General features: G+C 67.0%; 13 protein-coding genes. 4 read left to right on the forward strand and 9 right to left on the reverse strand.

The genetic code is table 11. The annotated features are described in order from the left end of the window. Positions 1 to 20: 20 nt before the first annotated feature. The 6 genes from ACZY08_RS06665 to ACZY08_RS06690 are packed head-to-tail and all read right to left on the reverse strand — an operon-like array spanning position 21 to position 5,879. On the reverse strand, positions 21 to 485 hold the full coding sequence (locus ACZY08_RS06665) for a DoxX family membrane protein (protein WP_463743754.1): 465 nt from the start codon (positions 483 to 485) through the stop codon (positions 21 to 23). Next, the gene (locus ACZY08_RS06670) at positions 482 to 1,897 is read right to left on the reverse strand and encodes a Dyp-type peroxidase (protein WP_463743755.1); all 1,416 of its coding nucleotides are present in this window, start codon (positions 1,895 to 1,897) and stop codon (positions 482 to 484) included. Before ACZY08_RS06670 ends, ACZY08_RS06665 begins: the two co-directional genes overlap by 4 nt. Then, complete coding sequence (locus ACZY08_RS06675; protein WP_463743756.1) at positions 1,894 to 3,243, reverse strand: hypothetical protein; 1,350 nt, start codon at positions 3,241 to 3,243, stop codon at positions 1,894 to 1,896. The genes ACZY08_RS06670 and ACZY08_RS06675 overlap by 4 nt, the downstream gene beginning before the upstream one ends. 5 nt (positions 3,244 to 3,248) lie before the next feature. Further along, the gene (locus ACZY08_RS06680; protein ID WP_463743757.1) at positions 3,249 to 3,719 is read right to left on the reverse strand and encodes a hypothetical protein; all 471 of its coding nucleotides are present in this window, start codon (positions 3,717 to 3,719) and stop codon (positions 3,249 to 3,251) included. After that, the gene (locus tag ACZY08_RS06685; protein WP_463743758.1) at positions 3,716 to 5,509 is read right to left on the reverse strand and encodes a peroxidase family protein; all 1,794 of its coding nucleotides are present in this window, start codon (positions 5,507 to 5,509) and stop codon (positions 3,716 to 3,718) included. Before ACZY08_RS06685 ends, ACZY08_RS06680 begins: the two co-directional genes overlap by 4 nt. Continuing rightward, on the reverse strand, positions 5,469 to 5,879 hold the full coding sequence (locus ACZY08_RS06690; protein ID WP_463743759.1) for a hypothetical protein: 411 nt from the start codon (positions 5,877 to 5,879) through the stop codon (positions 5,469 to 5,471). Before ACZY08_RS06690 ends, ACZY08_RS06685 begins: the two co-directional genes overlap by 41 nt. 122 nt (positions 5,880 to 6,001) lie before the next feature. Between ACZY08_RS06690 and ACZY08_RS06695 the strand changes: the two genes are divergently transcribed. From ACZY08_RS06695 to ACZY08_RS06710, 4 genes are all read left to right on the forward strand, one after another. Then, positions 6,002 to 7,357, forward strand: a complete 1,356-nt coding sequence (locus ACZY08_RS06695) for a WS/DGAT/MGAT family O-acyltransferase (protein ID WP_463743760.1) — start codon at positions 6,002 to 6,004, stop codon at positions 7,355 to 7,357. Positions 7,358 to 7,444: 87 nt separating this feature from the next. Then, positions 7,445 to 9,664, forward strand: a complete 2,220-nt coding sequence (locus tag ACZY08_RS06700; RefSeq protein ID WP_463744179.1) for a propanediol/glycerol family dehydratase large subunit — start codon at positions 7,445 to 7,447, stop codon at positions 9,662 to 9,664. After that, positions 9,661 to 9,993, forward strand: coding sequence for a diol dehydratase small subunit (locus ACZY08_RS06705; protein ID WP_463743761.1), 333 nt, complete (start codon positions 9,661 to 9,663; stop codon positions 9,991 to 9,993). Before ACZY08_RS06700 ends, ACZY08_RS06705 begins: the two co-directional genes overlap by 4 nt. 2 nt (positions 9,994 to 9,995) lie before the next feature. After that, on the forward strand, positions 9,996 to 11,696 hold the full coding sequence (locus ACZY08_RS06710; RefSeq protein ID WP_463744180.1) for a diol dehydratase reactivase ATPase-like domain-containing protein: 1,701 nt from the start codon (positions 9,996 to 9,998) through the stop codon (positions 11,694 to 11,696). On the opposite strand, the gene ACZY08_RS06715 is transcribed toward ACZY08_RS06710, so the two are convergent. The 3 genes from ACZY08_RS06715 to ACZY08_RS06725 all read right to left on the reverse strand — a co-directional run bounded on the left by ACZY08_RS06715 (position 11,693) and on the right by ACZY08_RS06725 (position 15,350). Then, positions 11,693 to 13,465, reverse strand: a complete 1,773-nt coding sequence (locus ACZY08_RS06715; protein ID WP_463743762.1) for a penicillin-binding transpeptidase domain-containing protein — start codon at positions 13,463 to 13,465, stop codon at positions 11,693 to 11,695. The genes ACZY08_RS06710 and ACZY08_RS06715 overlap by 4 nt on opposite strands. A 22-nt stretch (positions 13,466 to 13,487) precedes the next feature. Then, positions 13,488 to 14,744 carry a PE-PPE domain-containing protein gene (locus ACZY08_RS06720; protein WP_463743763.1) on the reverse strand — a complete coding sequence of 419 codons (1,257 nt, stop codon included), beginning with the start codon at positions 14,742 to 14,744 and terminating at the stop codon, positions 13,488 to 13,490. A 105-nt stretch (positions 14,745 to 14,849) separates the two neighbouring features. After that, entirely contained in the window at positions 14,850 to 15,350 is a 501-nt protein-coding gene (locus tag ACZY08_RS06725) for a lipoprotein LpqH (RefSeq protein ID WP_463743764.1), read from the reverse strand. Between the last annotated feature and the right edge of the window lie 50 nt (positions 15,351 to 15,400).

Genomic DNA, 15,400 nt, shown 5'->3' on the forward strand with positions numbered 1-15,400 from the left:
GCGGCGGCCGGGGCCTGTGCTCAAGCTCGACCCGAGGTATCCCATTCAGGCTGTCGCTGCGCATGGTGACCTCCTAACTTCCCGGTCAGCGAAAGCCGGCCCGGTCCACTGAGCAACAGGCTGGCCACGCCCGCGAGGATCAGCAGTGCCTCGCGGAAACCGGGCAGCGGGTCACCGCCCGGTAGCGGTTCGGGAATGCCGCCGGCACTGAACCCGAGCACCAGCAGGCCCGCGACGTTGAGAGCGTTGACCACCGTGGCGAGCCGGAAGAAAACACCCAGCAGGATGCCGAGCCCGCCGCCGAACTCGACGACGCCCACGATCCAGCCGACAAAATCGGCGAACGGCACTCCGAGCTGCCCGACGAGGTAGGCGATGTTGGCGTGCCCACCGGACGCGAAGAGTTTGATGCCGCCGTGCAGGATCAGCCCGCCACCGAGGAACAATCGCAAAGGCAGCGGAGCCCATTCCCGCCAGGACGTCATGGCAGGGCCGCGAGATAGCGTGTGGCGGCCACACCGGGCATGAAGAAGTACGCGCCGCCGACGGTGTGAACAAAGCGGGGCAAGCCGGTGACGCGCCGGCGGATCGGCTCCTGCTGGACCGTGAATGTCCCGTTGCCGTTACCGTTTCCATTCCCGCGGGCGCCGATGATCGGATCGTCCTCGGTGTAGCCGCCGTCGAACTTGGTGCTGTTCACCCAGGTGTGCTGGATGAACTCGAACTGGCGCCCGAGTTGGGTGTTGAAACAGATGAAGTGCAGACCGCGCTCGACGCCGTCGTCAGCCGCCCCGATCATGTCGGCGGGCTCCATGGAAGGCGCCAACGGCGGCCCGTAGGCCCGGCCGCGGCGAATGATGCGGTGGCGCTTGCCCACATCGATCGAGCGGTCGGATCCGGGTACGGGATCGAGCGCATCGCGTGGGTTGGACCGCCGCAGGTGCGAGCCGATCGGGCAGCTCAGACCGTCGGAATCTCCAGACCGGAAGTACATGAAGTCGTTGTCGTCGGCAAGTGCCGGATTGTCGGCGGTGGGCGCCTTCACCAGCGGCGCGCCGCTCGGCCAGCGACCCACCATCTTGGTCGCCAACCCCACGCAGGCCGGCACCCGGTCGAGCGTATCGCCGGATCGTTCGGCGAGGCTGTTCCAGAATCCGGCCACATCCTGCTCGAGCTGCCGGAAGACCAGGTAGCTTCCGCTCTTGCCGAGGTCGCGCTGCGCCGGCACGTCGGCAGCGGCGGGCAACAGGTCTTGCGGGTCGGCGGACGGATCGACCAAAACCCGGTCGGTGTACTGCCCATAGGCGTTGGGATACCCGAGCACGAATTCGCCTGGGGCCACCGTGTTTCCCGCCGGTCCGCTCTCGTCGTAGCCGTCGATCAGGGGTTGCGAAATGCCGTCTCGAAAACCGAAGTGCTCCTTGCGTCCAGGGAGCGTCACCGAATCGAGCCGCCTGACGACGCGCATCCCTGAGCCGGGCAGGTCGTGGCTGTCTTCGAGCGCCCCGACCGCGGCAGCGTCACGCGCATAGAGCAGCAACAGCGCGTGGATGTCGTCACCGTTCCATCGCCAACTCGACGGGGAGCTGTCACCGTGGTCGCCGAGAATGCGACGGCGATGCTCGGTGCCGGACATCCCCTCGCGGAACTCACCGGCCAGCATTCCGAGGTGTTCGGGCCCCAGCCCCAGCCGCGCCAGGCCCGACGGCGTGAAGGCGATGTTGGTGCACGTGTCGGTAACCTCGGGCCGGACTGTGCCGTTGCGCAACTCCAAGCTCGACAGCCACCGTTTGGCCGCCGCGACGTCGTCGATCGTCATAAGCAGGAACGCCGCGTCGTCCAGCGCGCCATAGCCATGCAGGATGACGCCCTGAATGTCGTCCAGTTGGAGTGTCATAGCCGGTCCCAGGGAATGCTGTCGAGCTTTCGGGCCGCCCAGTTGGACTCGGGAAGGTCATTGCCGCAACCGAACCGGCGCAACCAGCGCCGCGTCCCGGCATCGTCCATGTGGTCGGAGAGGCCCTGCCGGATGGCTTCGTTGTTGGCGATGTTCTTGGTGGTCAGATGTGGGTAGGCGCTGTACCAGACATTGCTCGGGGCTTGACGGGTGGGCAGCAGCTTCTTGTAGGCCTTCTCGTCGGTGATGCCGCCGAGGAACAAGAATCGTGTGCGCGGGAAACCGTCGCCGTTGCTGAAGATGGCGTTGAGCCCCCAGAACGCCTTGTCGATGAAGTCGTTCATGTAGCTTTCCAGGCTGCCGTCGTAGTTGCTCGAGAAGAACAGGCCGCGGTTGCCGTTCATCCGTACCCACCGCGCGAAATGAATTGTGTTGAGCCCGGACAGCGTTCCGCGGTTGTAGATATGGCGGGTTGCGTAGTCGGTGAGAAACAGGATGGCGGTCGTGGTCAGCCGCCGGAACATCCCGGGTTTGAGAAATCCGACGGCCACGATCTGGTTGTGCGCCCAGTAGTCCTCGTCGTCGCGATAGGCCCGGACCACCTCGGGTGCGGCCCCGCGGGTGTCGGGGATGTCGCGCTTCTCGTGGTGGCGCAGCGCGAGGACGAACACCCCGAGCCCCAGCAGCACCAGCGGCAGGAACAACACCGTCGCCACGGCCAGTACCGCGATCCAGAAGTACTGGTGGAACGTCTCTTTGGCCCGCCACCGGAGGGACGGCCCCTCCGCCTGTTTCAGGGCCCAGGCCAGATCCTTGCGGTCGCGCACAAAGTCGACGATCGCGCTCTTGATCTTCCCCGGATCCAGCGACCCGAGGTCGCCTGCATCCAGGAACCGGTTGATCTCACGCTGCAGCAGATCCTCCTGCCGGATCTGGCTGACTGATCTGCCCCGTCGGTTGATGTGTGCCGCAGCGGTTTTGACCTGGTGCCCCCGCAGGAACGCCCGCCGCGCAGATTCTGACGTGACGTCCGGGTATCCGACGCAGTGGGAGAACACCGCGTCGAGCCCGGCGCCGCAGAGGGTCGTGAGTTCGTCGAGATGCCCGCGCAGTGGCGCGTCGACATCGGTCAGCAATGCGAGTTGAGCAGGTACCGGACGGCCGTCGAGATCCTCAGCTGGGTCGAACAGGACGAGTCTGGCGAAGTGCAGACCACTCAGCTTCTCGAACGGCAGCACGTCCCACCGTTCGACGTGGTCGGGGATGCGTCCCAGCAGGTCTCGCAGTGATGCCAGCCGGTCGCCGCTCACCTCGGCGAGCACGGTGAAAGCTTCCTGGTGTGGCATCGGGATCACCCGGTCGATGCAATGGTGAACCACCCGATGCGTTTCCGCCCCAGCCATACGACGCCGAGGTAGAAGCCGGGACCGACCTGGCGGATCTCGTCGCGCACCATGCGGGCCAGGAACGACGTCTCGGAGTAGTCGATGAGCACGCAGTCACCGCAGTCCACCCAGCTCGAAGCGATCGAGAGCCGGGCTTTGACAAGCCGCAGGCCGAACGGGGTGACCTTGTTGCGCAGTACCCCCTCGCGACGGTCGAGCACCTTGCCCTGCCAGATGAGCACGCGGACCAGCCGGGCAAGTGGCTTCGCCAGCCACGTCCCCGGCCAGGCCAGCAGCGTGCCCCGGGTATCCCCGTCGGGGATGGGTCCGGCCTTCGACTGCCGGAACAGCAGGTCCAACGCGCTGTTGGGGTAGGCGAGCAACAGCGACTCGTCGAGGCTCGCCGCCCGGCTCAGCTCCGGATCGGGTCGTGTCATCGTCGTTCCTGACTCAGGCGGGGCCACGGTGCGAATGCGTTGCCGTGCCCGCGCAGCACCGGTTCCAGCTCGGGATAGTGGCGGATGAGCACCGAGCACATATCGTTGTCGGCAATCCACGCGATGCCCTCTGGTGTGTAGACCCGCGGGGTGAAGTCGGTCGTGAAGAACCGGTCACTCTTCAGTCGCCGGGTCGCCATCAGCACGAAGATGCGGAATGCGGTGTCGCTGAAGCCGAATCCGGCCGGCAGCTTCTCACCGAACATGCCGACCATGGCATCGACCTTCTCGATGTCACCGCCGTAGATCTCGCTCATCTTGAGGGCGGTGTCGCGGTCCCCTCCGCTGACCTCATCGAACGATGTCGCCGGGTTCAACCGCAGCCTGCGGCGGAACTCGTTGTAGCGCGGCACGCCCCGCTCGCGGGAGCGGATGATGTCGGTCGAGATCATGTCGATGACGTGGCCGTCGGTGCGGTCCAAGCGGCGCATGAAGTTCGGGCTGTTGTGCAAGGTGACCGCGCCGGGATGCGCGACGCCCAGCGAGTAGATGCAGTTCGACACCCCCATGCTCTTGAGTGCGCCGCGCGAGTTGGCGCCGCCGTGGATGCTGTCGAACGAAAGCTGCTGCGGCTCGGCATTTCCGGCGAGGTTGAGAAATTCGTAGTCGTCGGGCACCAGTGGGTGCATGCGATAGACGGTGACGAAGTCTTCGGTGATGGAGTACGGCGCGGTGTGGTGATCGGTGGCCGATCCGACGACGCCGCTGATCGCCTCGCTCGAGCTGATCCGCCCGAACAGTTGCTTGACGCGTTCGCCGGCGAGCCCGAACCAGTTGGCCCGCATACCGATCTGCAGCGTCGGGTGGCCGAGGATCGCCGGCGTCCACTCGATGGTGTGGATCTTGGCGATCAATGCGGCGTTGATCATCCGCGCCTTGTTGAAGATCTGGTCGCCGGTCCACGTCGGGTAGGCGGCCTTCAGCCGGTCACAGATGGCGTTGTGTTCACGCAGGAAGATCGTGCCCATGAGCTCCAGGCCGAGCCACCATCCGTCCGCACCGCCGGAGGCACCGAGCATCGCCGGATCCAGATCGATGAAGCCGTCGGCGTCGATACGTACCTTGCCGTCATTCGAGTTCTGCGTGCGGATCGCGTCCTGGAACAGCTGGTTGCTGCCGTAGATCTGCGACGCATCCCACCAATGGGTCTCGGTGTTGATGAACGTGGTCTCGCCGGGTGTCGGGTTCGGGTCCGCGGGTGTGGACGGAATCCGGATTGTCGCCTCGTCCCAGTCATCGCCCTCGGGCACGGGGATCTCGATCATCTTGCTGGGGTCGGTGTCGTGGCTGAACCAGTCGCGGGTCTCGAACTGCAGCCAGGCCGCCGCCAGGACGTTGAGTGTGGTGGCCGGCTTGAACGTGTCGCGGCGCAGCAACTCGTTGCTGATGGTGCGCGGGTTCGGATCCATCAGGTGTGGCGGTTGCTCGGCGTGCCCCTCGTCGAGCGGCACGTTGCGGCCGAACCGGGTCGTGGCCATACCCATCGAGGGGGCGGACAGGTCGTTGTAGGAGCCGTCGACTGTCCGGACGGTGAGGTACTCGGCTGGGGTGTGGCTCGGCGCCGCCGGGGGTTTGCCCCGATACGCGTCGTAGAGGTTGTGTTCGCGCAGTGCGTCGCGAACCCCGATCAGAACGCCGAGTCCGAGCCAGGGCGGGAGCTTGTCCCACCCGATCCGGCGGTCGACGACCTCAGTGGCTTTGAGGAACCACCTCGTGAGTAGTGACGGCATCCCGGCCTCCTTTCCATGCGGTGACGGCAAGTGTGGTGTTGATCGCGGAGATGACGATGGTCATCAGCCCTTGTTTGCGGGGCAGGTCGCCGCGGGCGGCGGTGACGGTGGCCGAGACGGTGTCGGCGGCGTGGATGAGAACCGCGAGCCTTTCGGCGCGACGCAGTTCCTCGCCGTGCAGCACCAGGAGGTCGAGCCCGATGAGGACGGTTCGGATTCCGAACATCCGGAAGGGGTAGGTGCCAGAACGATCCTGGGCCGTATCGACGCCCAGGCGGCCGAGCAGTTTCTCGGGCGCGAACAATCCGGCCGCTCCGTTGACGATTCGGATCACGGCGAGCGCCTTGCGTGCTGCGGTTGGGACCTGCACCGTGACACCTCCACTCAACGACGGGGCTGTGGATAGATCGTGCTGCTGATTCCGGGTGCGTGCGCGAGTAGTCGGCTACTTGTTTTGTCGCCCCGCGACCCGGGTGCGCGTTGAATGGGTCCATGGACCTGATGTCGCCGACCGATTCGATGTTTCTGATCGCCGAGACACGGGAGCACCCGTTTCACGTCGGCGGCCTCGCGCTCTATGAACCACCGGCGGGTGCGGGCCGCGAATTCGTGCGGGAGTTGTACGACGAGATGGTCGCCCACACCGACGTCGAACCGGTGTTCCGCAAGCACCCGGCGACGATTCTGGGCGGCATCGCGAACGTCGGCTGGACCTACGACAACGAGGTCGATCTGGACTACCACCTGCGCCGCTCGGGGCTGCCGTCGCCGGGCCGGGTCCGTGACCTGCTCGAGCTGACCTCGCGCCTGCACGGCAGCCTGCTCGACCGGCACCGTCCACTGTGGGAGGCGCATCTGATCGAGGGGCTTGCCGACGGCCGGTTCGCGGTCTACACAAAGATGCACCACTCACTGATCGACGGGGTGTCGGCGCTCAAACTGTTGACGCGCACGCTGTCGGAGGATCCCGGTGACACCGAGGTGCGGGTGCCGTGGGCGCTGCCGCGCAGGAAGCGTCCGCGTCAGAGTTCGTCGCTGCTGCGGACGGTCACCGATGCGGCCGGGTCGGTCGCGGGGCTGGCGCCGTCGACGCTGCGGCTGGCCCGGTCGGCGCTGCTCGAACAGCAGCTCACCTTGCCGTTCGCGGCACCCAAGACCATGTTCAACGTGAAGATCGGCGGTGCCCGTCGGGTCGCGGCGCAGTCCTGGCCGCTGGAGCGGTTCCAGCGGATCTCACGGGCGGCCGGGTTCACGGTCAACGATGTGGTGCTCGCGGTGTGCGCCGGTGCGTTGCGCGCCTACCTGTTGGAGCAGGAGGCACTGCCGGACCAGCCGTTGATTGCGATGGTTCCGGTGAGCCTGCGCACCGAACACGAGGCGGACGCCGGCGGTAATCTGGTCGGCACGGTGCTGTGCAATTTGGGTACCGACATCGAAGATCCAGCGGATCGGCTGAACGCGGTCGCTGAGTCGATGCGGGGCAACAAGAAGGTGTTCTCCGAGCTGCCGCGGGTTCAGGCTCTGGCGCTGTCGGCGATGATGATCGCCCCGCTGGGCCTGGCTGCGGTCCCCGGGTTCGTCAGGGCCACGGCGCCGCCGTTCAACCTGGTCATCTCCAATGTGCCCGGGCCACGACAACCGTTGTACTGGAAGGGCGCTCGGCTGGACGGCAACTACCCGCTGTCGATCGCCCTGGATGGCCAGGCCATGAACATCACCTTGGCCAACAACGCCGACAACCTGGATTTCGGTTTGGTCGGCTGCCGGCGCAGTGTGCCGCATCTGCAACGCATGCTCAGCCATCTCGAGGACTCCCTCAAGGCGCTTGAGGTCGCGTCCGGGGCCTGATTCAAAAGGCGTAATGGGTAGACCAAATAGCGTTCGTCCCGCAAAATGGTCGCCGTGACGGATGACGGCGGGGCCTACCTCGGCAGGATGCGGATCCTCGATGCGAAACCGGTGAACCTCGACGGGTTCAGTGTCGCGAACCCTGAGCTCGGCCTGGTCGCGATGCGCAGTCCGAACGATCCGGAACCGTCGCTGGTCATCTGTGACGGAAAGGTCGTGGAGCTGGACGGCAAGGCCGCCGCCGACTTCGACGTGATCGACGAGTTCATCGCCCGCTACGGCCTGGACCTCGACGTCGCGGCCGAGGCCATGGCCTGCTCCGACGTCGAACTGGCGCGCAAGACTGTCGACCTCAACGTGCCGCGCGCCGAGGTGGTCCGGTTGATCGGCGGCACCACGCCCGCCAAACTGGCGAGGGTCATCGCCGTACTGACGCCGGTCGAGATGCAGGTGGCGATGACAAAGATGCGGGCGCGGCGCACCCCGAGCAATCAGGCCCACGTCACCAATCAGCTCGACGATCCGATGCTGATCGCCGCCGACGCGGCCAGCGCGGTGGCCTACGGGTTCCGGGAGGTCGAGACGACGGTGCCGGTGCTCGGCGATGCCCCGTCGAATGCCGTTGCGTTGCTGATCGGTTCGCAGGTCGGGACCCCGGGTGCGATGGCGCAATGCGCGATCGAGGAGGCGCTGGAACTGCGGTTGGGTATGCGCGGGCTGACCAGTTATGCCGAGACCATTTCCATCTACGGCACCGAGCAGGTGTTCGTCGACGGCGACGACACCCCGTTCTCCAAGGCGATCCTGACGAGTGCGTACGCGTCGCGTGGCCTGAAGATGCGGGTCACCAGCGGCGGCGGCGCCGAGGTGCTGATGGGCGCGGCCGAGAAGTGTTCGATCCTCTACCTGGAATCGCGTTGCGTGTCGCTGGCCCGGGCGCTCGGTTCGCAGGGTGTGCAGAACGGCGGTATCGACGGGGTCGGTGTGGTGGCCTCGGTGCCCGAGGGCATGAAGGAACTGCTCGCTGAGAACCTCATGGTGATGATGCGCGACCTGGAATCGTGCGCGGGCAATGACAACCTGATCTCCGAATCCGACATCCGCCGCACCGCCCACACCCTGCCGGTCCTGCTGGCCGGCGCGGATTTCATCTTCTCCGGGTTCGGCTCGATCCCGCGCTACGACAACGCCTTCGCACTGTCCAACTTCAACTCCGACGACATGGACGATTTCCTGGTCCTGCAACGGGATTGGGGAGCCGACGGCGGTCTGCGCACCGTATCGCCCAAGCACCTGGCCGCGGTGCGGCGGCGGGCCGCGACGGCCGTGCAGGCGGTGTACCGCGATTTGGGCCTGGCGGATTTCGCCGACAGCCACATCGAGGAGGTGGTGGTCGCCAACGGGTCACGCGATCTGCCACCTGGCGACCCGAAGGCCGTGGCGGAAGCCGCCAATGCCATCGAGGCCAAACAGCTCACGGTGTTCGACGTGGTGGCCTCGCTGAAGCGCACCGGTTACGACGACGAGGCCGAGGCCATCATGCGGCTCACGGCAGAACGTCTGCGCGGCGACCAGTTGCAGACCTCGGCGATCTTCGACGAGCAGTTCCGGGTGCTGTCCAAGATCACCGATCCGAACGATTACACCGGTCCCGGAACGGGTTACACGCTGACCGACGCGCGCCGCGCCGAGATCGACAACATCCGCCAACAGCGCAACTCCACCGAACTCACCGCCGACCAGACCGCGCATGCCGGCCACATCACGGTCACCGACCTCGAACCCGCCCGGCAGGGCAGCGATCCGCGGGAAGTGTGCATCGGCCTCTCGCCGGCGCTGGGCCGCAGTGTGTGGCTGAGCCTGTGCGGCCTGCCGATCGGGGAGGTGATCCGCCAACTCTGCGCCGGACTGGAGGAGGAGGGCTGTGTGCCACGGTTCGTGCGGGTGCGCTCGACCATCGACGTCGGCCTGATCGGCCTGACCGCGGCCAAGCTGTCCGGGTCCGGGATCGGAATCGGATTGCAGGGCAAGGGTACTGCGCTCATCCATCGTCGGGATCTGGCGCCCCTGGCCAACCTCGAACTGTTCAGCGTGGCCCCGTTGCTGACCGGGCGCAACTACCGCGAACTGGGCCGTAACGCGGCCCGTCACGCCAAGGGCATGGCGCCGGTGCCGATCCTCACCGGCGGTACCGACGAGTCGATCTCGGCGCGCTATCACGCCCGCGCCGTCGCGCTGGTCGCATTGGAGCGTGAGGCCAGTGAACCGGGCCAGGCACCGGTCACGGTGGAGGTGACGCGGGCATGAGCGACAAGATATCTGTTGCGGCCGCCGTTGACGGCAAGCTCGACCTGTCGGATCTGCGGATGGACCCGACGACGCTGGCGCACCAGGCCGTCGTCGCCGAGGAGAACGGCAACCCTCAGCTGGCCGAGAATTTCCTGCGCGCGGCGGAATTGGCGACCATCGACGACGAAGAGGTGATGGGGCTGTACGAGGCGCTGCGCCCGCACCGCTCCACGGCCGCCGAACTCGATGCATTGCAGGCATCGCTGGAAACCCGTGGAGCCGCGCGGTGCGCGGAACTGGTGCGGCAGGCGGCCGCGGTCTACGCCCGGCGGGGCCTGTTGCGGTGACGGTGCCCGAACGCATCGTCGCCGGGATCGACGTCGGCAACCACACCACCGAGATCGTGCTGGCCCGCATCGTGGACGGCGGGGTGCAACCACTGAGCCACGGACAGGCACCGACTCGGGGCCGCAAGGGATCCCGGGACTCTCTGGAGGGGGCGGCTGCGCTGCTGCACCGCATCGAAGTCGAGGCTCAGGTATCGGCCGATGAGTTGGCACTCTCGGCGATCCGGCCGGTCGACACCGAAACCGCCCCGCTGGCTCCGGCAGCGTCACCGCGCTCGCCGGTGCGCAGCCTGCGCCGGCCCGACGCCAGTACCCCGGCCGGTGCGGGTTACGCGGTCGGGCGACATGTGGCGCTGGCGGAACTGGCCGGCCAGGCCCAGCCCGGCCCGGTGGTCGTCTCGGTGGACGGCGACACCGATTTCGAGGTCGCGGCGGCTGCGATCACCCAAGCGGTGTCGCGGGGTTGGACTATCGCGGGTGTGCTGGCCGCCCAGGACGATGCGGTGTTGATCCGCAACCGGATTCCGCTCGACGTTCCGGTGGTCGATGAGGTGATCCTCGACGGTTTGGCGGCCGGTGCGCTGGTCGCGGTGGAGGTGGTGGCCGAGGGTCGCGCCTACCGGGCCCTGGCGGATCCGATCGCGCTGTGCGCGGCATTGCAGCTCGGGCACGATCAGATCCACGATGTCGCCGAATTCACCAGGGAGCTCTCGGATTCTCCGGCCATCGCCGTCACGGCGCGGACCGAGCTGCCGGAACCGCCTGCGGTGGACGATGACTATGTCGAGTTCAGGATCAACGGCGCGCCCGTACGGTATTCGCCGGCCCAGGCACACGCCATCCTGCGCCGCGAACCGCCGGGCAGCGTGGTGCGGATCCGGTTGCGCTCCGTCCCGACCACCGATCATGAGATCGCCGTCGACGACGCCTTTTTCACCGATCTTGCTGCCCTCGACAGCGGAACGTGGCTGCGCCGTGGCGTTGCCGATGCCCGCGGCACGGTCGTGGCGCTGCTCGCCGCCGATCACGTCGAGGATGCCGCGTCGACGCTCACCGAACTGACCGGGCGTCTGGCCCGCACCATCGCCACCGAACCCGAAGCGGCTGCCCGTGGCGCGCACACCACGCCGGGCCTGCCGCCGGATTCGGTGGTGTGCGATATCGGCGGCGGCACCATCGATCTGATCGGTGCCGATCGCACGGTGACGGCCGCGGGCGCGGGGGAGACCATCACCGTGGCGGTGGCGCGGATGCTCAACATCCCCCGGGCCCTGGCCGAACGGGTCAAGCGCACCCCGGCGATCCGGGTCGAGGGCCCGCACGTGGCGCACGAGGAGGACGGGCGGCGGCTGTTCCTCGACACGCCCGCCCCGGCTGATGCGATCGGCAGGCTCTGCACCCGCGGCACCGCCGGGCTGGTGCCGTTCTCCACCAAACTGGCTGCCGAGGAATGGCGCAGCCTACGGCTGGCGATCAAACAGGAGACCGTGGCAGCGAACATCGCCCGCTGCCTGGCTGCCTTCGAGAAACCCCCGACGGCGTTGGTGCTGGCCGGCGGCGGCGCGCTCGATGACGAGCTGCTGCGCACGGTCGGCGAATCTCTGCGTAGCGCGGGAGTTGTGGTGGGGCGAGCCAACATCGACGGGGTGCACGGTCCGCGGTTTGCGGTGGCATCAGGGCTGGTGCACCTCTCCGCGATCTAGCGGGTAGCCCGCAAGAAATCGCCCGAGATCTTCACCGCGGGTGTCGACGAGTCCCCGCCGACCACCAACGTGGCGAACGCGATGTCCCCGGCAATCCCGGCGAACCACCCATGCGAGTGTGTGTTGTCGCCGAATTCCGCCGTGCCTGTCTTGCCGCCGAGGTCGGGGACGTCGCTCAATTGGCTTGCGGTGCCCTCGGTCACGGTCTTGCGCATCATGTCCCGCAGCGCGGTGGTGACCGGGGCCGGCAGCGGCTCGGAGGCGGTATCGGCGGTCACCTTCTCGCCGTCGACCAGGCTGGGCAGGATGGTCGAGCCGTGCGCCAGGCTGGCCTCGGCGACCGCGAGTCCGAACGGGCTGACGGTCACGGTGCCCTGGCCGATGCCGTTTTCCACTCGCTGGGCGGCGGTGTCGGCGTTGGGAACCCGGCCGGTCACCGTGGTGAGTCCGGGAATGGTGAAGTCCACCCCGATGCCGAATGCGCGGGCCGTGTTGGTCAGCGCATCAGCGGGCAGCTTGTCCGACAGCGCCGCCATGCTGGTGTTGCACGAATGGGAGAACGCTGACGACAAGGGCACTGTGCCGAGGTCGAAGTCGTCGTCGTTGGGAATGGTGCGGTTCTCGATGGTCAACTGCCCCGGGCAGGCCACCGGAGTGTCCGGGGTGGCCAGACCGGCCTCCAGCGCGGCCGCGGTGGTGATGGTCTTGAATGTCGACCCTGGCGGGTAGAGCCCCGAAAATGCAATGGCACCTTGGGGATCCGCGGCCGTGTTCTGCGCGGCGGCCAGAATGCCGCCGGTCGTACCGGAGATCGCGACCAGCACCGCGGGCCGGGCCTCCTGGGCGACGGCCTGTTGGGCGAGCAGTTGCAGCCGCAGGTCCAGGGTGGTGCGCATCGGGTCGGTCGGCGCGGGCGGTTGGGCAGTGAGCCGCTGCGCGGGTGCACTGTCCCCGGCGACCAGGTAGACCGACCACCCGGCAGCTTTGGTGATCCGGTCGTGCCACAGCTGGGCCAGCCCGCCGATGGCCGGCGACGACAGCTGGCGGTCCGTGGTCAGCAGGTCGCCCTGCTCGGCGACGGTGATGCCGGGAATCTGGGTCAGTTGGTCGCGTACCTGGGCGAGGTCGTCTTCGCGCAGTTTCATCACCGTCACGCGATCGTCGGTGTTCGACGTGAACTGTGCGCCGATGGAATCCGCGGTAGTGCCGGCATCGAAGCGGTTCAGCGCCGCGGCGAGCGGCGCGGCGGAATCGAGGTGGGCGCGGTCCAGCGAGATCACGCCGACGGTCTGCCACGTCATCAACGGCTGGCCGGCCCGGTCGAGCACCGGAGTCTGCAGGTCGCTGTCGGTGCTGTATTGAAATCGCAGGCCGTCCCGCAGGTCTCGGTGCAACAGCGTCGGCGTCCAGGTGATGAGCCAGTCGTCACCGGTCTTGGCCGCGGTGCCGGCGGTGTCGTAGCCGAAATCGTGGCCCTCACCCCAGGACCACTGATACTTCAGGGTCGCGCCGTTGCGATCATCGGGTTCGGCGCTGACCTTGACCGAGGCGGCGTCGCCCATGCCGTTGAACATCGAGGTGATTGCCGGCTCGGCCGCTGCGGGGTCGTTGGTCTGCGCGGCCGCCCCGTGGGCGTCTTTGCGTTGCACGGCATCGGCAAAGGCGGCGAATCGGTCAGCCGGATCCGGGGCAGACGAGCATCCGACGACCGGGAGGAACAGGCCGAGCAGCAGGAACCAGACGATGGCGGGATGGTGCCGTCGAGTCATGTCCCCAGCATGACATCAGAGCCTAAGCGGCCTTGTCCGTGCCCGACGCCCGGTGCGGCTTGGCCCGGTGCTTGGGCTCGGACTTGGGCCCAGGCTTGAGTCTGTCCTTGACGGTCTTCCCGACGTCGGACATGGCGTTGCGCACGTCGTCGTGCCGCTGTGTCGGGGTGCGTTTGACGGGCTTCTTCGGGGCCTCGGCCTTGTCTGTCACCGAAGGTGATGTCTTAGAAGGCAATCCGCCCCTGAAGTTGTCCGCACCCTGTTGCAGGGCGTCGGGCAGCTGATTCAGGGTTTCGGCAATCCGCTTCGGTGGCGTGATCAGCGAGAAGCGCGTCGGTGTTGCGGGGTCGGAGTAGTCGCGATCGGTGTAGCCCATGTCGACGGCGAGCTTGAGCGTCGGCTCGATCGCGCCGAGCACCGGCTCGGTGAATTCCGTGGTGTGCAGCGCGGTCGACACGTCGCGGATCGGCTGCAGCAGGGGCAGATGTTCGGTCTTGACCAGGATGTAGGTGTCGTTGCCGCCACCCGGTGTGTTGACCGTCTTCACGATGACTGCGTCCGGGTCGTTGAGGTCGGTGGCGTCCGGGGTCGGATCGCCGTGCAGATAGAAGAAGCCGGCCGCGGCGTTGGCCACAGACAGTGGGTTGGCGTAGGCCGGGAAGTCGCCGACGGGGTCGTACTCGATGGTGATGAAAGTTTCGTCGTACGGCGACTGTTCGGCTGCGCCGGTACTGGTGAATCCGAGCAGACCGAGTGGTCCCAGATCGGGGAAGCGGGCGTAGATACCGCCGTTGGGAACCGTGGGCGCTGCGATGTACACGAACTTCAGCGCGTCGGTGCCGTGGCCGCCCTGGGCGTCGAGTTCGCGCTTGTATTTCTCGGCGAGGATGGTGCCCTCGGAGTAACTGACGATATAGACGGTGCCGTCCTCGCCGACGTGGTCGCGCGCCACGCCCACTTGCTGGATCAACGGCTCACGGCCCTGCGCCACACTGTCGTCGATCGGCAACGTGGCCGGATAGTTGACGCCGTAGAAGCGACCGTCAGCCGGTTCGGCGTACCCACCGTTGTACGGCACGTAGTTGCGCTGGAACTTGTTCTGGATCCGGTCGCTGGTCGGATTGTTCGCCCCGCCGACGCCGACGACGGCATAGCTGCCCGGAAGGGTGGCCGCCAGCGCGTCGGCGACATGTCCGAACGTGAGTACCGCCGCCAGGCCCGCGGTGGCACCCGCCACTACGGCGGCGGATGAACGCGCGCGCTTCCGGTGACTGGCCACGTTGCTCCTCATGTCGTCCGGGTGAAACGACTGAGAACGGAGCGTGGGCCCGGGATCAGTCCGGGCCCACACTATGCCAGATGTTTGCCAAAAATGACCCGATCGCTACGGGCAGGAGACTTCCAGCTCGAAAGGCTTGGTCACCTGGTTCATTCCGTCCAGACCCGTTGCCTCACCCTTGACCGTGTACTTGTTGCCATCCTTGGTGGCTTCGGCGCTGCCGCCGGGCACACCGGGCGTGTAGCCGAGGCTGACGCCGTCGATATTGCCGAGTGCCACTGCGGTCACCGACGGCTGGTCGCCCTCGCTGAGCGTGGCGCTGACTCCGGACATGCCCTGTCCCACCGTCAGGCTGACATTGCCCGCAACCGTGGCGCACACGACCGTGCCCTCGAGCTTGTGGTCCGTGCCGTCGATGGAGACCCGCGCGGTGCCCGCACCTGTGGTCGCCTTGGCATCGCCGGCCTCGACCGATGCGGTCGCCGACGCCGATGCGGTCGCCTTCGTGTCGCTGGAGCTGTCTTTCTTGTCGCTCGATGAACAGCCGGACAGGCCGGCGATGACGATCGCGGCGCCGCCGACGGCTACCAGGAACTCACGCTTCACCAGGATCTCCTCAGGGTTGCGCAGCCCGCTTTCAGTGGCGGGCTGTCAGG

Source organism: Mycobacterium sp. IDUB_9, assembly GCF_055419505.1.